Origin of the sequence: Curtobacterium sp. P97, from assembly GCF_023712445.1 — a bacterium.
Taxonomy (GTDB): domain Bacteria; phylum Actinomycetota; class Actinomycetes; order Actinomycetales; family Microbacteriaceae; genus Curtobacterium.
Genome location: NZ_JAMAYF010000002.1, coordinates 219,163 through 242,958, shown reverse-complemented (window position 1 = coordinate 242,958; position 23,796 = coordinate 219,163). Strand labels below are relative to the sequence as shown.

General features: G+C 71.4%; 21 protein-coding genes. 3 read left to right on the top strand and 18 right to left on the bottom strand.

Annotated elements, in window-relative coordinates; genetic code table 11:
• Positions 1-7 precede the first annotated feature (7 nt).
• The 4 genes from alaS to M3677_RS02970 form a co-directional block, all read right to left on the bottom strand.
• Complete coding sequence (alaS, locus tag M3677_RS02985) at positions 8-2,665, bottom strand: alanine--tRNA ligase (RefSeq protein ID WP_251159760.1); 2,658 nt, start codon at positions 2,663-2,665, stop codon at positions 8-10.
• 56 nt (positions 2,666-2,721) lie between these two features.
• On the bottom strand, positions 2,722-2,904 hold the full coding sequence (locus M3677_RS02980; protein ID WP_066654557.1) for a hypothetical protein: 183 nt from the start codon (positions 2,902-2,904) through the stop codon (positions 2,722-2,724).
• 136 nt (positions 2,905-3,040) lie between these two features.
• Positions 3,041-3,670, bottom strand: coding sequence for a 30S ribosomal protein S4 (gene rpsD, locus M3677_RS02975; RefSeq protein ID WP_066654559.1), 630 nt, complete (start codon positions 3,668-3,670; stop codon positions 3,041-3,043).
• Positions 3,671-3,906: 236 nt separating this feature from the next.
• Positions 3,907-5,307, bottom strand: a complete 1,401-nt coding sequence (locus M3677_RS02970; RefSeq protein ID WP_251159792.1) for a replication-associated recombination protein A — start codon at positions 5,305-5,307, stop codon at positions 3,907-3,909.
• A 129-nt stretch (positions 5,308-5,436) separates the two neighbouring features.
• Here M3677_RS02970 and M3677_RS02965 point away from each other — a divergent pair, with 129 nt between their 5' ends.
• On the top strand, positions 5,437-6,249 hold the full coding sequence (locus tag M3677_RS02965) for a peptidylprolyl isomerase (protein WP_251159759.1): 813 nt from the start codon (positions 5,437-5,439) through the stop codon (positions 6,247-6,249).
• Between the two features lie 149 nt (positions 6,250-6,398).
• A complete protein-coding gene (locus M3677_RS02960; RefSeq protein ID WP_200884092.1) occupies positions 6,399-7,631 on the top strand; it encodes a DUF349 domain-containing protein in 1,233 nt (410 codons plus the stop codon).
• A 282-nt stretch (positions 7,632-7,913) separates the two neighbouring features.
• Here M3677_RS02960 and M3677_RS02955 read toward each other — a convergent pair whose 3' ends face one another.
• The 5 genes from M3677_RS02955 to M3677_RS02935 form a co-directional block, all read right to left on the bottom strand.
• The gene (locus tag M3677_RS02955; protein WP_209682432.1) at positions 7,914-8,876 is read right to left on the bottom strand and encodes a bifunctional riboflavin kinase/FAD synthetase; all 963 of its coding nucleotides are present in this window, start codon (positions 8,874-8,876) and stop codon (positions 7,914-7,916) included.
• Positions 8,877-8,884: 8 nt separating this feature from the next.
• Positions 8,885-9,325, bottom strand: a complete 441-nt coding sequence (locus M3677_RS02950; RefSeq protein ID WP_066654565.1) for a hypothetical protein — start codon at positions 9,323-9,325, stop codon at positions 8,885-8,887.
• A gap of 65 nt (positions 9,326-9,390) precedes the next feature.
• Positions 9,391-9,756: a hypothetical protein gene (locus M3677_RS02945; RefSeq protein ID WP_066654569.1), complete on the bottom strand. Its 366-nt coding sequence runs from the start codon at positions 9,754-9,756 to the stop codon at positions 9,391-9,393.
• Positions 9,753-10,715, bottom strand: a complete 963-nt coding sequence (gene truB / locus M3677_RS02940; protein ID WP_251159758.1) for a tRNA pseudouridine(55) synthase TruB — start codon at positions 10,713-10,715, stop codon at positions 9,753-9,755. Before truB ends, M3677_RS02945 begins: the two co-directional genes overlap by 4 nt.
• 48 nt (positions 10,716-10,763) lie before the next feature.
• Positions 10,764-11,210 carry a hypothetical protein gene (locus tag M3677_RS02935; protein WP_144411305.1) on the bottom strand — a complete coding sequence of 149 codons (447 nt, stop codon included), beginning with the start codon at positions 11,208-11,210 and terminating at the stop codon, positions 10,764-10,766.
• Between the two features lie 85 nt (positions 11,211-11,295).
• Here M3677_RS02935 and M3677_RS02930 point away from each other — a divergent pair, with 85 nt between their 5' ends.
• Complete coding sequence (locus M3677_RS02930; protein WP_251159791.1) at positions 11,296-12,162, top strand: A/G-specific adenine glycosylase; 867 nt, start codon at positions 11,296-11,298, stop codon at positions 12,160-12,162.
• A 116-nt stretch (positions 12,163-12,278) separates the two neighbouring features.
• Here the strand turns inward: M3677_RS02930 and rbfA are convergent, their stop codons facing one another.
• From rbfA to M3677_RS02885, 9 genes are all read right to left on the bottom strand, one after another.
• Positions 12,279-12,734, bottom strand: a complete 456-nt coding sequence (gene rbfA / locus M3677_RS02925; RefSeq protein ID WP_251159757.1) for a 30S ribosome-binding factor RbfA — start codon at positions 12,732-12,734, stop codon at positions 12,279-12,281.
• Between the two features lie 89 nt (positions 12,735-12,823).
• A complete protein-coding gene (gene infB / locus M3677_RS02920; RefSeq protein ID WP_066654580.1) occupies positions 12,824-15,685 on the bottom strand; it encodes a translation initiation factor IF-2 in 2,862 nt (953 codons plus the stop codon).
• Between the two features lie 75 nt (positions 15,686-15,760).
• Positions 15,761-16,078, bottom strand: a complete 318-nt coding sequence (locus M3677_RS02915; protein WP_082687788.1) for a YlxR family protein — start codon at positions 16,076-16,078, stop codon at positions 15,761-15,763.
• A gap of 99 nt (positions 16,079-16,177) precedes the next feature.
• The gene (nusA, locus tag M3677_RS02910) at positions 16,178-17,173 is read right to left on the bottom strand and encodes a transcription termination factor NusA (protein WP_251159756.1); all 996 of its coding nucleotides are present in this window, start codon (positions 17,171-17,173) and stop codon (positions 16,178-16,180) included.
• A gap of 143 nt (positions 17,174-17,316) precedes the next feature.
• Entirely contained in the window at positions 17,317-19,071 is a 1,755-nt protein-coding gene (locus tag M3677_RS02905; RefSeq protein ID WP_251159755.1) for a proline--tRNA ligase, read from the bottom strand.
• Positions 19,072-19,109: 38 nt separating this feature from the next.
• Positions 19,110-20,243 (bottom strand): flavodoxin-dependent (E)-4-hydroxy-3-methylbut-2-enyl-diphosphate synthase, encoded by a 1,134-nt coding sequence (ispG, locus tag M3677_RS02900; protein ID WP_126892096.1) that lies wholly within the window; start codon positions 20,241-20,243, stop codon positions 19,110-19,112.
• 50 nt (positions 20,244-20,293) lie between these two features.
• On the bottom strand, positions 20,294-20,869 hold the full coding sequence (locus M3677_RS02895; RefSeq protein WP_209682417.1) for a cysteine hydrolase family protein: 576 nt from the start codon (positions 20,867-20,869) through the stop codon (positions 20,294-20,296).
• A complete protein-coding gene (locus M3677_RS02890) occupies positions 20,866-22,314 on the bottom strand; it encodes a cytosine permease (RefSeq protein WP_251155046.1) in 1,449 nt (482 codons plus the stop codon). Before M3677_RS02890 ends, M3677_RS02895 begins: the two co-directional genes overlap by 4 nt.
• Before the next feature lie 47 nt (positions 22,315-22,361).
• Entirely contained in the window at positions 22,362-23,696 is a 1,335-nt protein-coding gene (locus M3677_RS02885; protein ID WP_251159754.1) for a site-2 protease family protein, read from the bottom strand.
• Positions 23,697-23,796 lie beyond the last annotated feature (100 nt).

The following is a 23,796-nucleotide window of genomic DNA, read 5'->3' as shown; positions in this document are numbered from 1 at the left end:
GGCACGATCAGCCCGCCAGTCGTGCGGTCACGGCGCGCAGCGCCGCGGGCAGCGCCGCCGCATCGGTGCCACCGCCCTGGGCGAGGTCGGGCTTGCCGCCGCCACCGCCGCCGAGGACACCGGCTGCCTCCTTGGCGAGGGGACCCGCCTGCATGCCGGCCGACCGCGCCGCGTCGTTCGTCGCGACGATCACCACGGGCTTGCCGCTGATCACGGCACCGAGCACCACGACCGCGGCACCGTCCCCGAGCTGACCGCGCACGCCCGTCGCGAGGGCACGCAGGTCGTCCCCGGACTGCAGGCCGTCGACCGTCTCGGCGACCACGGTGACCGCGCCGACCGTCTCGGCCCGGCGTGCGATCGACGGCACCCGCTGCTGCAGGTTGGCGGACTCGAACTCGGCGATCCGCTTCTGGGCGGTGCGCAGGTCCTCCATCAGGCCCTGCACGCGGGTCGGCAGGTCCTCACGGGGAGCCTTCAGCGCACTCGAGAGCTGCGACACGATCGTCCGCTCGACGGCCAGGTCGCGGAAGCCCTCGAGTCCGACGAGGGCCTCGACGCGACGGTTGGTCGAGCCGACGCTCGACTCCCCGACCAGGTTGACGAGGCCGACCTGCGCGCTGGAGGCGACGTGGGTGCCACCGCAGAGCTCGCGCGACCACGGACCACCGATGTCGACCATGCGGACCTCGGCGCCGTACTTCTCGCCGAACAGCGCCTGCGCACCGAGCGCCTTGGCCTCGTCGAGCGGCAGCACGCGCGTCTGCACCGCGAGGTCCGAGCGGATCGCCGCGTTCACTACCTCCTCGATCTCCGAGCGGGTGGCACCGGAGACCGGCTGCGACCAGGAGAAGTCGAGGCGCATGTAGCCCGACTTGTTGTACGAGCCGGCCTGCAGGGCCTCCGGTCCGAGCACGTCGCGCAGCGCCGCGTTGACCAGGTGCGTCGCCGAGTGCGCCTGGGTCGCGCCGCGGCGGTACTCGCCGTCGACGACCGTCGTGGCGGCGTCACCGACGCCGACCTCGCCGGAGCGGACCTGCACGGTGTGGCTCCAGAGCCCGGCGACCGGGCGCTGCACGTCGAGCACCTCGAGGTCGAAGCCGTTGCCGACGATCGACCCCTGGTCGGCGTCCTGACCGCCGGACTCGGCGTACAGGGACGTCTCACCGAGGATCACCTCGGCGATGTCACCGGCGACGGCGCGGTCGACGCTGACGCCGCCCACGATGATGCCGAGCACGGCGGACTCGGCCTCGAGCGCGTCGTAGCCCAGGAAGACCGTCTCGCCCTTCGCGCGGAAGGCGCTGTAGACACTGAGGTCGGCGAGGGCGGTCTTCTTGCTCTTCGCGTCGGCCTTGGCGCGGGCACGCTGCTCCGACATCAGGGTCTCGAACGCCCCGCGGTCGACCCGGACGCCGGCCTCGTCCGCCATCTCCATCGTCAGGTCGATCGGGAAGCCGAACGTGTCGTGGAGGAGGAACGCGGTGTCGCCGCCGATCGAGGGGGCACCGTCCTGCTTCGCGCGCTCGACCGCGACGTCGAGGATCGTGGTGCCCTGCGCCAGCGTGCGGAGGAACGTCTCCTCCTCCGCGTAGGCGATCCGGGCGATCCGGTCGTAATCACCGGCGACCTCCGGGTAGGCCTCGCGCATGGCGTCGCGCGACGCCGGGAAGAGCTGCGGGAAGGTCGCACCCTCGACGCCGAGCAGGCGCATGGCGCGCACCGTGCGGCGGAGCAGACGGCGGAGGATGTACCCGCGGCCCTCGTTCGACGGGGTGACGCCGTCCGCGATGAGCATGAGCGACGATCGGACGTGGTCGGCGATGACCCGCATCCGGACGTCGTCCTCGTGCACGGCGCCGTACTGACGGCCCGAGATCGCTGCGGCGCGGTCCAGCACCGGACGCACCTGGTCGATCTCGTACATGTTGTCGACGCCCTGCTTGATGAAGGCGACGCGCTCGAGCCCCATGCCCGTGTCGATGTTCTTGTTCGGCAGTTCGCCGGTGATCGTGAAGTCGTACTTCGACCGGACGTCGGCGATCTGGTACTGCATGAACACCAGGTTCCAGATCTCGACGTAGCGGTCGTCGTCGGTCGCCGGGCCGCCGTCGACGCCGTACTCCGGGCCGCGGTCGAAGAAGATCTCGGAGCACGGGCCGGCGGGTCCGGGCTGCCCGGTCGACCAGTAGTTGGTGTCCTTGCCGAGGCGCTGGATCCGGTCGTCCGGCAGCGACGAGTGCTGCTTCCAGAAGGCGATCGCCTCGTCGTCGTCCTCGTAGACCGTGACCCACAGGTCGTCGGCCGAGAACCCGAGGCCGCCGTCCGACTCCGGCGTCGTCAGGAACTGCCAGGCGTACTGGATCGCCTGCTCCTTGAAGTAGTCCCCGAAGGAGAAGTTGCCGTTCATCTGGAAGAACGTGCCGTGCCGAGGGGTCTTGCCGACCTCCTCGATGTCGTTGGTCCGGATGCACTTCTGCACGCTCGTCGCGCGCGGGTACGGTGCGGGGACCAGCCCGGTCAGGTACGGGATGAACGGGACCATGCCGGCGACCGTGAAGAGCAGCGACGGGTCGTCCGAGACGAGCGACGCGGACGGGACGACGGTGTGTCCGCGGTCGCCGAAGAACTGGAGCCAACGGCGGCGGATCTCTGCGGTCTGCATGGTGCTTCCTGATTCAGGTCGGCGGAGGGTGCGTGGGAGCTGGGGCGCGGTGACGCTCAGGCGTCGGTGCGGAGTTCGGCCTCGCGGGAGCGGTACCCGTCGGCGACGGCGTCGGTGAACGCCTTCGTCCTGGCGTTCACGTCCGCGAAGAGGCGGGCGCCGCCGGGTGTGTTCGCGATCCGGTGCGCGGCGGCGAAGCCGATGACGACGCCGACGGCGACGAAGAACAGCTGCTTCACGGTGCCTCTCCCTCTCCCTCTCGCGCACGCGAGCGGTGCGTGCCCGAACGAGTGTAGTGGCGTGGGACGGCCGGGACGCCGAACGGCGGGCCGTCCTCCTGAGAGGACGACCCGCCGTTCGGGCGTGATCCGTGGATCAGCGAGCTGCGTAGTACTCGACGACGAGCTGCACTTCACAGGTCACGGGGACCTCGGCGCGCTTCGGGCGACGGACCAGGCGGGCCTGGAGCTTCTCGATCTCGACCTCGAGGTAGCCCGGGACCTTCGGCAGGACCTCGAGGTGACCACCGGCAGCGGCGACCTGGAGGGGCTCGAGGGACTCGGAGCGCTGCTTGACGTGGATCATCTGGCCCTCCTTCACACGGAAGGAGGGACGGTCGACGAGCTTGCCGTCGACCAGGATGTGACGGTGCACGATCAGCTGGCGCGCCTGCGCGGTGGTGCGGGCGAAGCCGGCACGCAGCACGAGGGCGTCGAGGCGCTGCTCGAGGAGCTCGACCAGGTTCTCACCGGTCAGGCCCTTCGTCTTGCGGGCCTCTTCGAAGACGATGCGGAGCTGCTTCTCGCGGATGCCGTACTGGGCGCGCAGACGCTGCTTCTCACGGAGGCGGACGGCGTAGTCGCTGTCCGCACGACGGCGGGTACGGCCGTGCTCACCGGGGCCGTAGGGGCGCTTCTCGAGGTAGCGGGCCGCCTTCGGCGTCAGCGGGATGCCGAGCGCGCGCGAGAGGCGGGTCTTGCTGCGGGTGCGTGACTTGGTAGACACAGGGTCCTTTTCTCTGTCTGAACTGAATGACTCGCCGGACACGGCACGCACTCGTGCGCGCGGTCCCGGCGACGGGATCCAGAGGGATGAGCCTGTGGGATCGGACGGCTACAGTCCGAACCTCTGTCCCCGTCCCGCCGGAGCGGGACTCTGTCCTCGGCGCAGCCGCACGCGAGGACCAGGACGTAGGCCCGTCAACGATAGCAGCATCGAGAGGCCCGGAGAAGCACCGGGTGTCACTCGCCGCGGGTGATCTTGCGGAGTCGCTCGAGCCGGGGCCCGACCTCACGCTCGTACCCGTTGCCGGTCGGCGTGTAGTACTCCGTGCCCTCGAGGGCGTCGGGCAGGTACTGCTGCCGGGCGACCCCGTGCTCGGCGTCGTGCGAGTAGACGTAGCCCTTGCCGTGCCCGAGCCGCTTCGCGCCGGGGTAGTGCGCGTCGCGCAGGTGCGCCGGGACGACGCCCATCCGCCCGGCCTTGACGTCCGCCACCGCCGCGTTCACGCCGTTGTAGGACGCGTTCGACTTCGGGGCCGTCGCCAGGTAGACCACGGCCTCGGCCAGCGGGATGCGCCCCTCGGGCATCCCGATGAGCTGCACCGCCTGCGCGGCCGCGACGGCGATCGGCAGGGCCTGCGGGTCCGCCATGCCGATGTCCTCGGACGCCGAGATGATGATGCGCCGTGCGATGAACCGCGGATCCTCGCCGGCCTCGATCATCCGTGCGAGGTAGTGCAGCGCGGCGTCGACGTCGCTCCCCCGGACCGACTTGATGAATGCGCTGATGACGTCGTAGTGCTCGTCGCCCTGTCGGTCGTACCGCAGCAGGGCACGGTCCACCGCGGCGGCCACCGTGTCGGCGTCGACCAGCGGCACCCTCTCGACGTCGTCGAGGGCGACGTCGTCGCGCGGTTCGTCCTCGTCGTCGTCCGCATCGCCGGTGCGCGCCGCGATCGCGGAGGACGCGGCGGCCTCGAGCGCGGTGAGGGCCCGACGCGCGTCGCCGGATGACAGCCGGACGATCGCCGAACGAGCGTCGTCCCCGAGGACGACCGAGCCGCCCAGGCCCCTCGGGTCCTCGACCGCCCGGTCCACGAGCATGCCGAGGTCCTCGTCCGTGAGCGGCTTGAGGGTGAGCAACAGGGAACGGGAGAGCAGCGGGGAGATCACGGAGAACGAGGGGTTCTCGGTCGTCGCGGCGATGAGGATGACCCACCCGTTCTCGACACCGGGCAGCAGCGCGTCCTGCTGGGCCTTGCTGAAGCGGTGGATCTCGTCGAGGAACAGCACGGTGGTCGAGCCGTACAGGTCGCGGTGCGTGAGGGCCTTCTCCATGACCTCGCGCACGTCCTTCACGCCGGCCGTCACGGCCGAGAGCTCCACGAACTCGCGACCGGACTGCCGCGCGATCGCCTGTGCCAGGGTCGTCTTGCCGGTGCCGGGCGGACCCCAGAGGATCACCGACACCCCGCCGGGGTTCTCACGCGTCCCGGTGGCGAGCTGCACCAGCGGACTGCCCCGCCCGAGCAGGTGCTGCTGCCCCGCGACCTCGTCCAGGCTCGTCGGACGCATCCGCACCGCCAGCGGGACGGACCCCTGAGCCAACCCGGCGCGACCACCCGTCGTGGGCGCGCGCATGCCCGATCGATCCGCTGCCATGCTCCGATGGTAGGCCGGACCGCCGACGTGCTGCGTGCCTCCAGGCCGGGCGTCCCCCTCGGTCCGCTACGCTCGTCGGCACAGTCGACGAGAGGTCCGATCAGCACCGTGGCACCGAAGAACCAGGCGCGCGACAACCGCGAGGCGCGTGAGCGGCTCCGTCTGTACCAGGCCCGACAGGGCCTGCACGACCGGCAGCGACGCCGGAGGGTGCGGGACAACGTCGTCGGCGCGGGTGTGCTCGTGCTCGTGGCGGCGCTCGCCACCGGGTCGCAGCTCGCCTTCGCAGGATCGCGGGCCGGCGATGCACCGGACGCGAGCGCGAGTGCCACGTCCACCCCGACCCCGTCGGCGAGTGCGACGGCCGGCAACACCGGGAAGGTGCCGAGCAAGGGCATCGCGGACGGGGCGACCTGGACCGGCACGCTGACGCTGAACAAGGACGTCGAGCTCGGCATCGAGCTCGACGGCGCGGCCGCTCCGCAGGCGGCGAGCGTGGAGATCGACCTCATCCGGAAGCAGTTCTACGAGGGCACCACCTGCCACCGGTTGGCCGACAGCGCCGACTTCCGGTTCCTGCAGTGCGGCTCGGCGAACGGCGACGGCACGGGTGACGCCGGGTTCCAGTACGGCCCGCTCGAGAACGTCCCGAGCGACGGCCGCTACGCCGAGGGCACGCTGGCGATCGCGCGCGGCGCGTCGCCGTACTCGCAGTCCACGCAGTTCTTCATCGTCTACGGCGACACGACGCTCGACGGCTCGACGGGCGGCTACACCGTGGTCGGCAAGGTCACGAGCGGGCTCGGCGACCTGGAGCGCGAGATCACCTCGAAGGGCATCGCGTCGACGGGGTCCGACGGCACCGGCGAGCCGGAGGTCGCCACGACGATCACCGGCGCGACCATCCGGAAGGACGGCTGACCGGACCGGGTCGCCACGGACCCGGGTCCGCGGTCGTCCACAGCCCGCACGTCCCGCTGGCCCCCGCGCCCCTCCGGTGCAATAGGCTGACGACCTGACCGTGCCGACGGGGACGTCGGTGATGCACGACCACGATCGAGGCGAGACCTGTGGGACCTGACGAAGCAACGACCTGGGGCCGGGTCGACGAGAACGGGACGGTGTACGTCCGGTACGACGACAGCGAGAAGGCTGTCGGCGAGTACCCGGACGCCACCCCGGACGAGGCCCTCGCGTACTTCGCGCGCAAGTACGCCGACCTCGAGGGGCAGGTGAAGATCGCCGAGCAGCGCGTCCAGCGTGGCGCCTCGGCGAACGACGTCGCCCGGACCGTCGAGCACCTGCGCACGCAGGTCGCCGAGGCCAGGGTCGTCGGCGACCTGAAGTCGCTCGAGAACCGTGTCGCGAGCCTGTCGGAGCAGGTGGGGTCGCTCACCAAGGAGCAGCAGGCACAGGCGCAGCAGGCGCTCACGGACGCGCTCGCGTACCGCGCGTCCCTGGTCGAGGAGGCCGAGTCGCTCGCCGCCGTCGACCCGGCCCGCGCGCAGTGGAAGCAGATCACCGCGCAGCTCGACGACGTGTTCGCCCGCTGGCAGCAGCACCAGCACGACGGTCCGCGCCTGCCGAAGAACGACGCGAACGACCTCTGGAAGCGCTTCCGTGCCGCCCGCTCGACGGTCGACCAGCACCGCCGTGCCTTCTACTCGGAGCTCGACGCGCAGCACCGCGACGCGCGGAACCGCAAGCAGGAGCTCGTGCAGCAGGCCGAGGCGCTCGCGACCCGCGGGACGGACGGCATCCCGGCCTACCGCGAGCTGCTCGACGACTGGAAGCGGGCCGGGCGCGCCGGCAAGCGCCACGACGACGCACTCTGGGCACGGTTCAAGGCAGCCGGCGACGTGCTGTTCGAGCAGCGCCACGCCGAGGCCGCCGTCGAGAACGAGGAGTTCAGCGCGAACCTCGTCGCGAAGCAGGCCCTGCTGACCGAGGCCGAGCCGCTGCTGCAGCAGACCGACCGCGTCGCCGCACGCCGGACCCTGACGGACATCCAGCGCCGGTGGGACGAGATCGGCAAGGTCCCCCGCGGCGACGTCCGCCGGATCGAGGACCGCCTGCGCGCGGTCGAGGACCACGTCCGGAGCCTCGAGGACGAGCACTGGAAGGCCTCGGACCCGGAGCGCAAGGCGCGACAGTCCGGCCTCGCCAGTCAGCTCGAGGACGCCATCGGCAAGCTCCAGGCCGAGCTCGAGGCCGCACAGGCCTCCGGGGACGCCCGCAAGATCACGGCGGCGCAAGAGGCCCTCGACGCCCGCAAGATCTGGCTCGACGCCCTCGGGAGCTGATCAGCACCGCGCAGGACGCCCCGTGACCGTTGATCGGTCGCGGGGCGTCCTGCGTCGCTGCGAGCAGCGAGCAGCGAGCAGCGAGCTGCGACCTGCGAGCTGCGAGCTGCGAGCTGCGAGCTGCGAGCCGAGTCTCGGGCTGAGCGACGGTGCTCGTGCTCGGACGCGCGAGACGTGTCGCTCAGGCCGAGACTCGCCCTCGGTTGGCCGAGACTCGCCCCTGGCCGGCCGAGACTCGCGCGGGGCTGGCCGAGACTCGCGCAGGGCGGGCCCGGCCCGGCGTCAGACCGGCGCGGGCAGTCCGAGCAACAGCCGGATGTCGAGGTCGTCCTGCCGCATCTGGGCCGCGAGCTCGTCCATCGACGAGAACGCGACCATGCCGCGGACGAACGACACGAACAGCACCGAGATGGTGTCCCCGTACAGGTCGATGTCGACGTCGAGCAGGTGCGCCTCGATCTGCTTCGCCGGGACGCCCTCGAACGTCGGGTTGTTGCCGACGGACACCGCCGCCGGGTACACCGTGCCCTCGTGCAGCACGCGAGCCGCGTAGACGCCGTCGGCCGGGACGAAGCCCTCGCACGCAGGGTCGAGGTTCGCCGTCGGGTACCCCATGGCCCGACCACGCTGGTTCCCGTGCACCACCGTGCTCCGGACCGCGTGCTCGCGCCCGAGCAGACGGGCAGCCTCGGCCACACGTCCGTCACCGAGCAGCTCGCGGATCCAGGTGGACGAGACGCGTCGCTCGTCAGCGGGGCGCACGTCGTCGCGCAGGTCGACGTCGTCGATGAGCTCGACGCGGAAGCCGTGCTGCTCCCCCAGTCGACGCAGGAGCGCGACGTCGCCGGCACCGCGGGCGCCGAACCGGAAGTCGCTGCCGACGAACACGAGCTCGGCGTGCAGGGTGCCGACGAGGATCTCGGAGACGAACGCCTCGGGGGCCTGCGACTGCAGGTCCTGGTCGAAGCGCAGCAGGAGCATGGCGTCGACCCCGATGCCCTCGAGGAGCTCGCGTCGCTGCGGGGTGCTCGTCAGCGCCGGCGGAACCCGTTCGGGGTCGATGACGCTGAGCGGGTGGCGGTCGAAGGTCACCACGGTGGACACCAGCCCGCGCTCACGGGCGGCGCGTTCGAGGTGCGCGATCACCGCCCGGTGTCCGACGTGGACGCCGTCGAACTTGCCGATGGTGACCGCACTCGGTCCGAAGCCCTGCGCCACGTCGGCGACGTCGTCGTAGTACTGCACGTCGATCCCTACTCGCCGACCGTCGCCGACGCGGCAGCGGGTCCGGCGACGGCGGTGCGGTGGTGCTTGCGGAGCCACCAGAGCCCGGCGATCGGGAGCACGAGCGGTGCGAAGAGGTAGCCGAGGCCGTAGTACGACCACACGGTGTCGTCCGGGAAGAGCTGACGGTCGAGGAGCGACAGGGTGCCGACGACCAGCACGCCGGCCATCTCGAACCCGATGGTCACGCAGGCGACGCGGTACCAGGCACGGCCGGGGGCGATGAGCGCGATCATCGCCACGATGTAGACGACGGCGGCGACGGCGCTCAGCGTGTAGGCGAACGGTGCGAAGGAGAACTTCTCGATGATCTGGACGACGCTGCGCCCGGTCGCCGCGAGGGCGAGGATGCCGTACACGGCGATGAGGACGCGGCCGATGCCGGTCGCGAGGGAGGATCTGTTCGCCACGGCGACGAGTCTACCGACGACGGGTGACGCGCGCGGACGAGCGGGCACCGGCGACGACGGCGGGCTCAGTTCAGCGCGAACCAGATCTGGTACATGCGGTAGATCATCACCGCGACGGTGAACGCCCCGGCGCCGAGCACGACCGTGCTCCACTTCGTCCGGTCGATCAGGGCCCACAGGATCGCTGCCGGCGGTACGAGCAGCACCGACACGGCGTACACCCCGAACTCGAGCGCGTTGCCCTGCGGCGGACTGCCGACGGCGGGGAGGACGAGCGAGACCACGCCCTGCGCCAGGAGCAGCAGCTCGATGAGGGCGAGGGAGCCGACGGTGTAGTCGTTGGGCTTCCAGCCGAGGAACCCGACGACCACGGCGAACAGCCCGGCGACCACGGCCACCGCCAGCTGCACCCACATGAACCACTCGATCACGCGCGCGCTCCGTCCGTCGTCGTCCCGACGGTCGCCGGGGCCGGGAAGTTGGTGATGACCCGCAACCGACCGCGCCGCACCGAGACGAGGCCGACCAGCCGGTCGTCGTCCTGCGCGACCGCAGCGACCGGGCCGTCGTGGTCGGGGTGCTCGACCGCGACCCGCTTGCCGTCCGTGAGGTCCTTCGCCGCGACCGCGTCGAGCGTGACGACGTCGAACAGTCGACGCGCGACGTCCGCCGGGCGTGCCAGGGCCGCCGCGACGTCGACCGATTCGTCCTCGAGGTCCACCGCGTCCGCGACGGCGAAGGGGCCGACGGCGGTGCGGCGGAGCGCCGTGAGGTGGGCGCCGGTGCCGAGGACCGCCCCGACGTCACGCGCGAGCGCCCGGACGTAGGTGCCCGAGGAGCATTCGACCACGACGTCGAGGTCCACGACGGGGACCGCTGCACCGTCGACGGTGACGGTGTGGTCGTCGCGGCCGGTGACCTCGAAGCGGGACACCGTGACGGTGCGGGAGCGCAGCACGACCTCCTCGCCCTTCCGGGCGAGGTCGTAGGCCCGTCGCCCGTCGACCTTGATCGCACTGACCGTCGAGGGCACCTGGTCGATCACCCCGCGCTGCGCGGCGACCGCACGCTCGATGGCGTCGTCGGACACGTCGGCGTCCGCGACCCCGACGGCTGACGTCGGCGTGCCGTCCGCGTCGTCCGAGTCCGTCCCGACGCCCAGTCGGATCGTCGCCGTGTAGGTCTTCCCGAGTCCGACCAGGTGCGTGAGGAGCCGGGTGGACGGTCCGGCGCCGAGCAGCAGCAGACCGGTCGCCATCGGGTCGAGGGTGCCCGCGTGGCCGATCTTCTTCAGGCCGAGGCGCCGACGTGCGATCGATACCACCCGGTGACTGGAGATGCCCTGCGGCTTGTCGACGAGGAGGATGCCGTCAGGCGGGGTAGCGAGCACCGGACGAGGGTACCAGCGACGTGCGTCAGCCCGACCGGCCCGGTGTGGTCAGCAGGCGTCGTTCCACTCGCGACGGGGGTGGTCCGGGTCCGTCACGTCGAGCACGGCCGAGGCGGCGATCTTGACGTCCGCGCGACGCTCGAGGCGGCCGTCCTCCTGCTCCACCCACAGCGACCAGCGCCAGAGCCCCCGCGGACCCGGTGCGAGCAGTCCCTGCCCGTGCACGACGAGCACGCCCTCCCCCGCCCCGGTCGTGCGGAACGGCGTCACGACGTCGGCGCGGAGGACGTCGAGGTCGGCGGACGGCGCAGCGGCAGCCATCGCGGACACCCCCTGCTGCTGGAAGGCCCCGACGAGCGCCGCGGCGACCCGTTCGAGGTCGGTGCCGTCCTGCCCGTCGATGCCGACGACGGTCCGGTTCGTCCCGACCTGCGCGATCACCTCGCTCGCGATCGCGGCCATCGTGTCGGTCTCCTGCGGTGCCCAGCGTGCCATGCACCCACCGTAGGCTGTCGTGGTGAACGCGAGCGGAGCCTCCCGACCGGCTGTGGAGAACCCGACGGACCGGAGCCGTCCCGACATGGCGTCCCCGCTGGTGGCCTGGTTCCGCACCGAGGCCCGCGACCTGCCGTGGCGGCGGCCGGGGTTCCCCGCCTGGGGCACGCTGGTCAGCGAGATCATGCTGCAGCAGACGCAGGTCGCGCGGGTCGTCCCCCGTCTGGAGGCGTGGCTCACCCGGTGGCCGACGCCTGCGGACCTCGCGGCGTCACCCCCCGGCGACGCGGTCCGCGCGTGGGACCGGCTCGGCTACCCGAGACGGGCGCTCGCACTGCACGCGGCGGCGACCGTGATCGCCGAGCAGCACGACAACGTGGTCCCGCGCGACGTCGACGCGCTCCTCGCCCTGCCCGGCATCGGTGACTACACCGCCCGCGCCGTGGCGGTGTTCGCGTACGGCGACCGGCACCCCGTGGTCGACGTGAACGTCCGCCGTGTGCTCGCCCGTGCGGTCCTCGGTGAGGGCGAGCCCGGACCGGCGAACGCGAAGCGGGACCTGCCGCTCATGGACTCGGTGCTCCCCGAGGACCGCGACACCGCAGCGGCCACGAACGCCGCGGTGATGGAGCTCGGCGCGCTCGTCTGCACCGCCCGTTCCCCCGCGTGCGACGCGTGCCCGATCGCCGACCGGTGTGCCTGGCGGGCTGCCGGGTACCCGGAGCACGACGGGCCACGGGCGCCGAAGCAGGCGCGCTTCGCCGGCAGCGACCGCCAGGTGCGCGGTCTGGTGATGGCCGAGCTGCGGGCCAGCGACGTGCCCGTCACGCGCGACGAGGTCGACCTGGTGTGGCCGGACGCCGAGCAGCGAGCCCGGGCGCTCGCGTCCCTGCTGCGCGACGGACTCGTGACCGGCGACGACGCGTCCGGGTACCGACTGCCCGACGCTTGACGGCCGTCGGGCCCGCCGTCTGACGCCCCCGCCTGCCCCGTGGCCGATCGGCCGCCCGTCGCACGACGACGGCCGCCGGACGGGGTGTCCGGCGGCCGTCGTGGTGCTGCGGCAGGTCAGGCGCGCTCGTCGCGCTCCTCGTCCTCGTCCTCGTCCTCGTCGTGCTTGTACGGGTCGGCATCACCGGCGTACTGTGCGCCGGCCGACGCGGCGCGCACCTGCGCGTCCCGCTGCTGCGCCTGGACGAGCAGGTCCTCCATGTGCGCCGACGTCTCGGGCAGGGCGTCCGCGATGAACTCCAGCGACGGGGTGAGCCGCGCCGTGATGTTCTTGCCGACCTCGCTGCGGAGCATCCCGGTCGCGGCCTTGAGCGCGGCGGCCGAGTCGGCACGCTCCTCGTCGGTGCCGTAGACCGTGTAGAACACCGACGCGTGCTGCAGGTCGCCCGTCACGCGGACGTCGGTGATCGTGACGAATCCGAGGCGCGGGTCGCGCAGCCCCCTGTCGAGCCGCCGTGCGACGACTTCCTTGATGCGGTCCGCCATCTTGCGAGCGCGCTGCGGATCGGCCATGGGTGCCTCCTGGGGCAGGGAATCTACTGGTGGAACGGGACGGACCCCGCCCCTCCCGAGGGAGGAGCGGGGTCCAGGATAGCCAGGCGTCAGTCGCGCGGCTTCTCGACGAGCTCGGTGGTCTCGATCTCGTCGCCGATCTGGATGTCGTTGTACTTGCCCAGACCGATACCGGCCTCGAAGTCCGTGCGGACCTCGGTGACGTCGTCCTTGAAGCGACGCAGCGACTCGATGGCCAGGCCGTCGGCGAGCACCACACCGTCACGGATGACGCGCGCCTTGGCGTTGCGCGTGATCGTGCCGGAGCGGACGATGACACCGGCGATGTTGCCGAACTTCGAGGAGCGGAACACCTCGCGGATCTCGGCGACACCCGACTGGACCTCTTCGTACTCGGGCTTGAGCATGCCCTTGAGGGACTGCTCGATGTCCTCGAGTGCGTTGTAGATGACCGAGTAGAAGCGCACGTCGATGCCTTCGCGCGCCGCACGCTCGCGGGCCTTGACGTCCGGGCGGACGTTGAAGCCGACGACGATCGCGTTGTCGATCGTGGCCAGGTCGATGTCCGACTCCGTGATCGCACCCACACCGCGGTGCAGGATGCGGAGCTGGACGCTGTCGTCGACCTCGATGTCCAGGAGCGACTGCTCGAGTGCCTCGACGGCACCGGAGACGTCACCCTTGATGATGAGGTTGAGCGAGTCGACCTTGCCCTCCTCGAGCGCACGGGTGAAGTCCTCGAGCGAGATGCGCTTGCGGGCCTTGGCCAGCTGGGCGTTGCGCTCGGCCGCTTCACGCTTCTCGGCGATCTGGCGGGCCGTGCGGTCCTCCTCCGTGACCAGGAAGGTGTCACCGGCGCGCGGCACCGACGACAGACCCTGCACCTGGACCGGACGGCTCGGCGTCGCGGCCTTGACCGCCACACCGTTCTCGTCCGTCATGGCACGGACGCGACCGTAGGCCGTGCCCGCCACGATGGCGTCGCCGACGTGCAGCGTGCCGGACTGGATGAGCACCGTCGCGACGGAACCGCGACCCTTGTCGAGGCGGGCCTCGATCGCGACACCGCGGGCGTCCTTGTCGGGGTTCGCACGCAGGTCGAGACCGGCGTCCGCCGTGAGCAGCACCGCGTCGAGCAGGTCCTGGATGCCGACGTTGTTGCGCGCCGACACGTCGACGAACATGACGTCGCCGCCGTACTCCTCGGCCACCAGGTTGTACTCGGTGAGCTGCTGCCGGACCTTCGCCGGGTTCGCGCCCTCCTTGTCGATCTTGTTCACCGCGACCACGATCGGCACGTTGGCCGACTGCGCGTGGTTCAGCGCCTCGATCGTCTGGGGCATGATGCCGTCGTCCGCCGCGACCACGAGGATCGCGATGTCCGTCACCTGCGCACCACGGGCACGCATGGCGGTGAAGGCCTCGTGACCCGGGGTGTCGATGAACGTGATCGGACGCTCGATGCCCTCGTGCTCGGTGACGATCTGGTACGCACCGATGTGCTGCGTGATGCCGCCGGCCTCGCCCTCGACCACCTTCGAGTTGCGGATGGCGTCGAGGAGTCGGGTCTTGCCGTGGTCGACGTGACCCATGACGGTGACGACCGGGGGACGCTGCTGCAGGACGGAGTCGTCCTCGTCGGCGTACTCGGCGTCGATGTCGATGTCGAAGCCCTCGAGGAGCTCTCGGTCCTCGTCCTCCGGCGACACGATCTGGATCTTGTAGCCGAGCTCCTCGCCGAGGACCTCGAACGTGGCCTCGTCCAGCGACTCGGTCGCCGTGGCCATCTCACCGAGGTGGAACAGCACGGTCACCAGGTTGCCGGGCATGGCGTCGATCTTGTCCGCGAAGTCCGAGATGCTCGCACCGCGACGGAGTCGCACGACCGTGTTGCCGTCGCCACGAGGGACCTGCACACCGCCGAGCGACGGCGCCTGCCGCATCTCGTACTCGGCGCGCTTCGTCCGCTTCGACTTGCGGGCACGGCTCTTGCCGCCACCGCGACCGAACGCACCGGCGGTCCCACCACCGGGGCCACGACCGCGGCCACCGCCACCGGCGGGACGCGGACCGCTGAACGCCGGGCGCGGGAAGCCGCCACCGGCACCACCGGCACCACCCGGACGACCACCGGGGCCGCCACGACCGCCGCCCTGGCCCGGGCGCTGCCCGAAGCCGGGGGCACGGTTCGCCTGCCCGGGGCCACCCGGTCGCGGTGCGCCCGGACGGGGCACGCCGGGACGCGGCGGGGCCGGACGCGGGATGCCGTTGCCGCCACCGGCACCGCCGGCAGGACGCTGACCCATGCCCTGGTTGGACGAGTACGGGTTGTTGCCGGGACGCGGCGGGCGCGAGCCCATGCCCTGGCTGGACGCGTAGGGGTTGTTGCCCGGGCGTGCGCCGGGCTTCGGACCGCCGGGCTTGGGGCCGGCTGCGGAGCCGGGCTTCGGCGCGCCGCCCGGCTTGACGGCGTCGCTCTTCGGAGCGCTCGCGTCGTCGCCGGACTGCTCACCCGACGCTGCCTGCTCGGCAGCGGCGGCCTTCTCGGCAGCCGCGGCCTTCTGTGCAGCCTCGGCCTCGGCCTGGCGCTGCGCGACCGACTTCGGCGCGGCGGGCGTCGGGGTCTCGGCGACGGGCGCCTCGACCTCGGGCTCGGCCTTCGGCGCGGGAGCCGGACGCGCCGGACCCGGACGGGGACCGCCGGGCTTCGGGGCGCCGGACCGCGGGGCAGCGGCCTTCGCGGGAGCGCTCGGGCTCGCCGAGGCCGCGGGCTTCGACGCCGTCGAGGCGCCGTCCGCCTGCAGCGCAGCACGGAGCTTGCGCGCGACGGGGGGTTCCACACTGGAGCTCGGGCCCTTGACGAACTCGCCGAGTTCCTTGAGCTTCTCCATTGCGGTCTTGCTGTCGACACCGAGTTCGGATGCGATCTCGTGTACGCGTGGTTTTGCCACTGTTCTCCTTCACGGGTCCCACCCCGCGAAGGGGGCAGGACTCACTGGATGACGGGTCTCACTTCGAGCCGCTCATCAGTTGTCCATAAGCCGTTCAGCCTGTTCTGTCGTGTCCCGGTGACGCGCCTGCTCTTCGGCGCTGAGCGCCTCGAGGTAGTCACGTACCGCTGACGTGTCCGGTTCACGGTCGAGCCGGAGCGCGCGGCGGTAGGCCCTGCGCTTGACGGCCTGATCGTGTGCTTCGACGGTCGGGGTGAGCCAGGCTCCCCGCCCCGGCATGACTGCCTTCGGGTCCGCCACGACGCGACCGTCGCTCAGGGCGACGACACGGAGGAGGGAGGACCGGGGAGCACGACGACGACTGCCGATGCATGTTCTGACGGGAACCACCATACTCCTTGCCTCCGACCACCGCGATCCGGCGCGCCCGGACGGGCCACGCCACCAGCGAAACGGTGCCGGGCGACGAGCGTCGCCCGACACGGTCGTGTCCTACTCGTCGCCGTCCAGTATGGAGTCCGGCTGGATGTCGATGCGCGCACCGGTCAGCTTCGCGGCGAGACGGGCGTTCTGCCCTTCCTTCCCGATCGCGAGCGACAGCTGGTAGTCCGGCACCAGGGCACGGACCGCCTTCGTCGACGCGTCGAGCACGAACGCGCTCGTGACCTTCGCGGGCGACAGTGCACTCGCGACGAACGAGGCAAGGTCGGACGAGTAGTCGACGATGTCGATCTTCTCCGCACCGAGCTCGGTCGTCACGGCGCGGACACGCGCACCGAGCTCGCCGATGCAGGCGCCCTTCGCGTTGACGCCCGGCTCGTTCGCCTTCACCGCGAGCTTGGTGCGGTGCCCGGACTCACGCGCGATCGACGTGATCTCGACCACGCCCGACGCGATCTCGGGGACCTCGAGCGCGAAGAGCTTCCGGACCAGGCCCGGGTGGGTGCGCGAGACCGTGATCTGCGGGCCCTTGGCACCGCGGCCGACGCTCGTGACGTAGACGCGGATGCGGTTGCCGTGCTTGTACTCCTCGCCCGGCACCTGCTCCTCGGGCGGCAGGATCGCCTCGACCGTGCCGAGGTCGACGTGCACCATCTTCGGGTTCGGACCCTGCTGGATCACGCCCGCGACGATGTCGCCCTCCTTGCCACGGAACTGGCCGAGGATCTTGTCGTCGCCGATGTCGCGCAGACGCTGGTTGATGACCTGCTTCGCGGCGAAGGCGGCGATGCGGCCGAAGTCGCTCGGCTGGTCGACGGCCTCGCCGACGACGGTGCCGTCCTCGTCGCGCTCCGGCACGTAGACGGAGACCTCGCCGGACTTGCGGTCGAGCTCGACACGGGTCTGGGCGTCGATGGGCTCGTCGTTCTCCGCGCGGTGCTTCTGGTACGCCGTCAGGATGGCGGATTCGATGATGCGGACGAGTTCGTCGAACGGGATCTCCCGCTCGCGCTCCATGAGTCGCAGGACTGCGAGGTCGATCTTCACCGAGGTGCCTCCGTGTTCAGCTGAGTCGCTCCTGCGGGTGGAACTGCGCAGAAGTCGGCTACAAGCGTACCCCAGAACCACGAGACGGACCGGAGGCGCGGTGCCGGTCGACACCGCGCCTCCGGTCCGTGGAGGGGTTGCGATCAGATCGCGCGGACCGCCTCGAGCAGCTCGGCCACCGGGACGTCCCGACGCTCGCCCGAGCGGCGGTCCCAGAGCTCGACCACACCGTCGGCGGCGTTCCGCCCGGCGACGACGACGACGGGGACGCCGAGCAGCTCGGCGTCGCGGAGCTTCACGCCCGGGGACACCTTCGGACGGTCGTCGTACACGACGTCGTACCGCTCGCCCTCGAGGCTGTCGATGAGCGACGCAGCGAGGTCGTACGCGACCTGGTCCTTGCCCGTCGCCACGACGTGGACGTCGAACGGCGCGACCTCCTTCGGCCAGGCCAGGCCCTTCTCGTCGTTGTGCGCCTCGGCCAGGATCGCCATGATGCGCGTCACGCCGATGCCGTACGACCCCATGGTGACCGTCGCGAGCTTGCCGTTCTCGTCCTGCACCTTGAGGTCGAGCGCCTCGGCGTACTTGCGGCCGAGCTGGAAGACGTGACCGATCTCCATGCCGCGGGCGGTCTCGAGCGGGCCGGAGCCGTCCGGAGCGGGGTCGCCCGCACGGACGTCGGACACCTCGGCGACGCCGTCCGCGGCGAAGTCGCGACCCATCACGAGGCCGGAGACGTGGACGCCGCGCTCGTTCGCGCCGGTGATCCAGCTCGTCCCCTCGACCACGCGCGGGTCGACGAGGTAGCGGATGCCCGACGGGCTCGCGGAGCCGAGCACCTGCGGGCCGATGTAGCCCTTCACGAAGACGCCCGGGTGCTTCCGGAAGTCGTCGTCGCCGGCGGCCTCGACCTCGGCCGGTGCGAAGGCGACCTCGGCGCGCTTCAGGTCGACCTCGCGGTCACCGGGCAGTCCGACCACGACGACCTCGCGGGTGCCGTCGAGGTGGGTCAGCGCCAGCACGACGTTCTTCAGCGTGTCAGCAGCGGTCCACGGTGCGCCGTCACGCGGGGCGACCTCGTTCGCGTGGGCGACGAGCGTGTCGATCGTCGGCGTGTCGGCAGCGGGCAGGAGCACGGGCTCGGGCTGCCCCGCGATCGGCAGGGCGTCGGGGACGGGCGTGTTGTACGCCTCGACGTTCGCCGCGTAGCCGCCGGCGCTGCGGACGAAGGTGTCCTCGCCGACGCCGATCGGGTGCAGGAACTCCTCGGACTTCGAGCCGCCCATCGCGCCGGCATCGGCCGCGACGATGACGTACTCGAGGCCCAGGCGGGCGAAGATCTTCTCGTAGGCGTCGCGCATCACCTGGTAGCTGCGGTCGAGCCCCTCGTCGGTGAGGTCGAACGAGTACGCGTCCTTCATCGTGAACTCGCGGCCGCGGAGCAGACCGGCGCGCGGGCGGGCCTCGTCGCGGTACTTGTCCTGGATCTGGAACAGCGTGACGGGCAGGTCCTTGTACGAGCCGTACAGGTCCTTCACGAGGAGCGCGAACATCTCCTCGTGCGTCGGCGCGAGCAGGTAGTCGGAGCCCTTGCGGTCCTGCAGGCGGAACATGCCGTCGCCGTACTCGGTCCAGCGGTCCGTCGCCTCGTAGGGCTCGCGGGGCAGCAGCGCCGGCAGCAGGACCTCCTGCGCACCGGCGGCCACCATCTCCTCGCGGATGATGTCCTCGATCTTGCGCCGCACCCGCAGGCCGAGCGGGAGCCACGCGAAGATGCCCGGGGACTGACGGCGGACGTACCCGGCGCGGACGAGCAGCTTGTGGCTCGTCACCTCGGCGTCGGAGGGGTCGTCGCGGAGCGTGCGGAGGAAGAGATGGGAGAGCCGTGTGACCACGGACGCAAGCCTAGCGGCGCGCGTCCGACGACGGCGGCTCAGGTCGTCGTGACGACCTGCGGGGTCCCGGTGGCGGCGTCCGGACCCATCTCGTCGGCGATGCGGTTCGCCTCCGCGATCAGCGTCTGCACGATCTCCCGCTCCGGGACGGTCTTGACGACCTGCCCCTTCACGAAGATCTGTCCCTTGCCGTTGCCGGAGGCCACGCCGAGGTCCGCCTCGCGCGCCTCGCCCGGGCCGTTCACGACGCAGCCCATGACGGCGACGCGCAGGGGCACGGTCATGCCCTCGAGGCCCTTCGTCACGTCGTTGGCCAGCTGGTAGACGTCGACCTGTGCACGGCCGCAGCTCGGGCAGGAGACGATCTCGAGCTTGCGCTCACGCAGGTTGAGCGACTGCAGGATCTGCAGGCCGACCTTGACCTCCTGTGCAGGGGGCGCGGACAGCGAGACGCGGATGGTGTCGCCGATGCCCTCGGCGAGCAGGATGCCGAACGCGGTGGCGCTCTTGATCGTGCCCTGGAACTCCGGCCCGGCCTCGGTGACACCGAGGTGCAGCGGCCAGTCCCCCGCGGCGGCGAGCTGGCGGTAGGCCTTCACCATGACGATCGGGTCGTTGTGCTTGACCGAGATCTTGAAGTCGTGGAAGTCGTGCTCCTCGAAGAGCGATGCCTCCCACACGGCGGACTCGACGAGCGCCTCGGGCGTGGCCTTGCCGTACTTCTGCAGCAGGCTCGGTTCGAGTGACCCGGCGTTGACACCGATGCGCAGCGAGACCCCGGCGTCCTTCGCGGCCCGGGCGATCGCACCGACCTGGTCGTCGAACTTCCGGATGTTGCCCGGGTTCACACGGACCGCGGCGCACCCGGCGTCGATGGCCTGGAAGACGTACTTCGGCTGGAAGTGGATGTCGGCGATGACCGGGATCTGCGACTTCTTGGCGATGATCGGCAGTGCGTCGGCGTCGTCCTGGCTCGGGACCGCGACGCGGACGATGTCGCAGCCGGACGCCGTGAGCTCGGCGATCTGCTGCAGCGTCGCGTTGATGTTCGTCGTCGGCGTCGTCGTCATCGACTGCACGGAGACCGGGGCGTCACCGCCCACGAGGACCTTCCCCACCCGGATCTGCCGCGACTTCCGACGCGGGCTCAGGGTTTCGGGGACTTTCGGCAGACCGAGGTTCACTGCTGGCACGGGTGTGACTCTACGCGCTCCCGGTGACGTCACACCTGGTCGGTGACCAGGTCCGCCCCGCGGTCCACGACCGTGATGAGCGGCCCGTACAGCCGCATGAGCGCGAGGGCACGCTCGTGGTCCTCGTCGCTCGCGCCGGCGCACGCGTCGGCGACGACCGTGACGGTCGCTCCCGCGTCCGCCGCAGCCAGCGCGGTGGACACGACGCAGCAGTCGGTGGACACCCCGGTGAGCACGAGGTGCGGGTGCTCGCCGACGACGGCCCGGAGGCCCGCTCCCCACTTGCCGAACGTCGGCTCGGTGACGACGGGGTCGCCGTGGGCCGTCGCCGCAGCCGAGAAGGGGGCGGTCAGGTCGTACAGGGGGTCGGTGTCGGGCACGAGCGCGAACGACCACTCGCGGTAGTAGGGCACCCACGCGCCCTGCGGGCGCTCGGGCGCGACGAACCGGGTGAACACGGTGCGCCCGGCGAACCGCGGGAGCAGCCGTCGCGTCCCGGCAGCGGCGTCGTCGTACCGCGGTGTCGCCCACGGGCTGTCGCCGGTGAAGACCTCCTGCAGGTCGATCGCGACGAGCCAGGCATCGGTCGGGACCGTGACGCTCATGCGTCGTGCTCCTGGCGGCGGATCGTCCCACGCGCCGTGAGCAGCGTGCCGGCGAAGCCGACGACCAGGGCGACGAGGACCCCGAGGTTCGCGTACGCCCAGGCGCCCTCGCGGCCGCCGAGGCCGAACGGTCCCAGCAGGTACCCCTGCCAGTTGAGCCACGCGGGCACACCGTACGTGTTCGTGACGAGTCCCCAGCCGAGCACCGTCCCGAGCAGGACGAGCCCGATCGCGGCCCAGCGCACGTCCCCGTAGCGACCGCGCACGTCGTCGAGCTCGCCGTCGGCGTAGGCCCGACGCCGCAACACCACGTCGGCGACGAACACCCCGGCCCACGCGGCGATCGGGACGCCGAGCGTGACGAGGAACGCCTGGAACGGCGAGATGAAGTCCTTCGCGAAGAAGACGACGTACACGGCGCCGGCGACCATGAACACGCCGTCGACGCCCGCCGCGACCGGCCGCGGGATCCGCACGCCGGCGCTGAGCAGCGCCAGGCCCGACGAGTAGATGTCGAGCACGGCACCGCCGACGAGTCCGAGGATCGCCACGAGGGCGAACGGCACGAGGAACCAGACCGGCAGGATCGTCGTCAGCGCGCCGATCGGGTCCGCGCCGATCGCGCCGTTCAGGTCCTTCGACGAGCCGGCGAGCAGGACGCCGACGACGACGAGGACCGCGGGCGCCAGGGCGCCGCCGAACGTCGTCCACCAGACCACGCCGCCCGTCGAGGACGTCCGCGGGAGGTACCGCGAGTAGTCCGCCGCCGCGTTGACCCAGCCGAGGCCGAAGCCCGTCATCACGAGCACCAGCGCGCCGATGACGTTCTGCGCGCTGCCCGCCGGCAGGGCGCCGAGGGTGCCGAGGTCGATCGAGGGCACCGCGAGGACGACGTACACGACGGTGAGCACGGCGGTCACGACGGTGATGACGGTCTGCAGGCGCATGATCACGTCGAAGCCCGCGATCCCGGCCCCGACCACCAGGGCCGCCACGACGACGAGGGCGACGAGCTTCGTCACCACACCGTCGTCCCAGCCGAGCTCGCGGAACACCGTCGAGGTGGCGAGCACCGCGAGCGACGCCAGTGCGGTCTCCCACCCGACCGTCAGGACCCAGCTGAGGAACGACGGCAGCCGGTTCCCCCGCACGCCGAAGGCCGCGCGGCTCAGCACCATCGTCGGAGCCGACCCCCGCTTGCCCGCGATCGCCACGATGCCGCACAGCAGGAACGAGAAGGCCACCCCGACGACGGACACGATCGTGGCCTGCGCCAGGGAGATGCCGAAGCCGAGGACGAACGAGCCGTAGCTCAGCCCGAGCACCGACACGTTGGCGGCGAACCACGGCCAGAACAGCCCGCGCGGGCGCCCCTTGCGGTCGGACTCGGCGATGACGTCGATGCCCTGGCGCTCGACGGCGCGGACCTCTGGCGCGGTGCTCATGCGCCGAGCGTAGTGGGCAGCGCGACCCGCGTGCGCGAGCGGCCGCGCTACCCGAACAGGTTCACGGGACGGACGATGTCGGCGTAGATGAGCAGCGCGCTCATCCCGGCCAGCAGCACCACGACGACCATCGTCAGCGGCATCGACTTCGCCAGGTCGATCGCGCCCGGGTCCGGCTTGCCGACGAGCACGTGCGCACGGCGCTTCACGGCCTCCCACAGCGCACCGGCGATGTGCCCGCCGTCGAGCGGCAGGAGCGGCACCATGTTCAGCACGAACAGGCCGATGTTGAGCGAGGCGAGCAGCCCGAGGATCGTGTACGCCTTGTCGACCACCGGCACGCCGCTCATCGACGAGACCTCGCCGATCGCCCGACCGACGCCGACGACCGACACCGGGCTGTCCTGCGACCGCTCCTGCGCGCCGAAGGCCGCGTTCCAGACGGCGACCAGACGCTGCGGGAGGTCGATGATGAGGTGCGCCGACGCGGCGATCTGCGCCCCGGTCGCGGGCAGCACCGCCGCCGGCGACTGCCGGACCAGCGACTGCCCGATGCTGACACCGACCACGCCCACGCGCTGGGTCTTCGTCGAGCCGTCCGCGTTCTTCGCGACCGTGCCCTGCTCGGTGACGACGTCGCGGGTCGCGAGCTGCGGCGTGACCTCGAGCGTCCGCCGCTGGCCGTCACGCTCCACGACGACGCTGACGCTCTCCCCTGCCGACCGCTGGAACACACGGGACACCTCGGCGATCGTCGGGTCCTGCTGCCCGTCCACCGCGAGCACGACGTCGCCGTCGCGGATGCCCGCCTGCTTCGCGGGCGATTCGGCATCCCCGGCGGCGCAGGTCGTCGCGCTGCTCGACGGCAGCACGCAGTCGACGCTCGACGTGAAGGTGGTGGTCGGCGCGCCGAACCCGCACAGCAGCACGCCGAACAGCACGATGCCGATCACCAGGTTCATGGCGGGCCCCGCGACCATGACGATGATCCGCTTCCACGGCGTCAGCCGGTAGAACGCGCGGGAGTCGTCGCCGCCGGAGTCGGCGATCTGCTCCGCGCTGGCCTGGCGGGCGTCCTGCACGAACGCGCCGTACATGCCGGTGTTCGTGATCGCGTTCGGCCGGCCCGATGCACGCGGCTTGAGCATGCCGACCATGGAGATGTACCCGCCGAGCAGGATCGGTCGGATGCCGTACTCGGTCTCCCCCCGTCGGAAGGACCAGATCGCCTTGCCGAAGCCGAGGGAGTACTGCGTGACCTTCACCCCGAAGAGCTTCGCGAACGACAGGTGTCCGAGTTCGTGGAGTCCGATCGAGACCAGCAGGCCGACGATGAAGACGACCAGGCCGAGGACGAAGAGGAGCACGGATTCGACGGTCACCGTCAGAGGGTACGGGACCCTTCCCATGACGGAGCCGAACGCGCCCTGAGAGGTCTGCCGTGCCTCCCGGCCGGCCTGGAGGCACGGATCACCGTGGGCG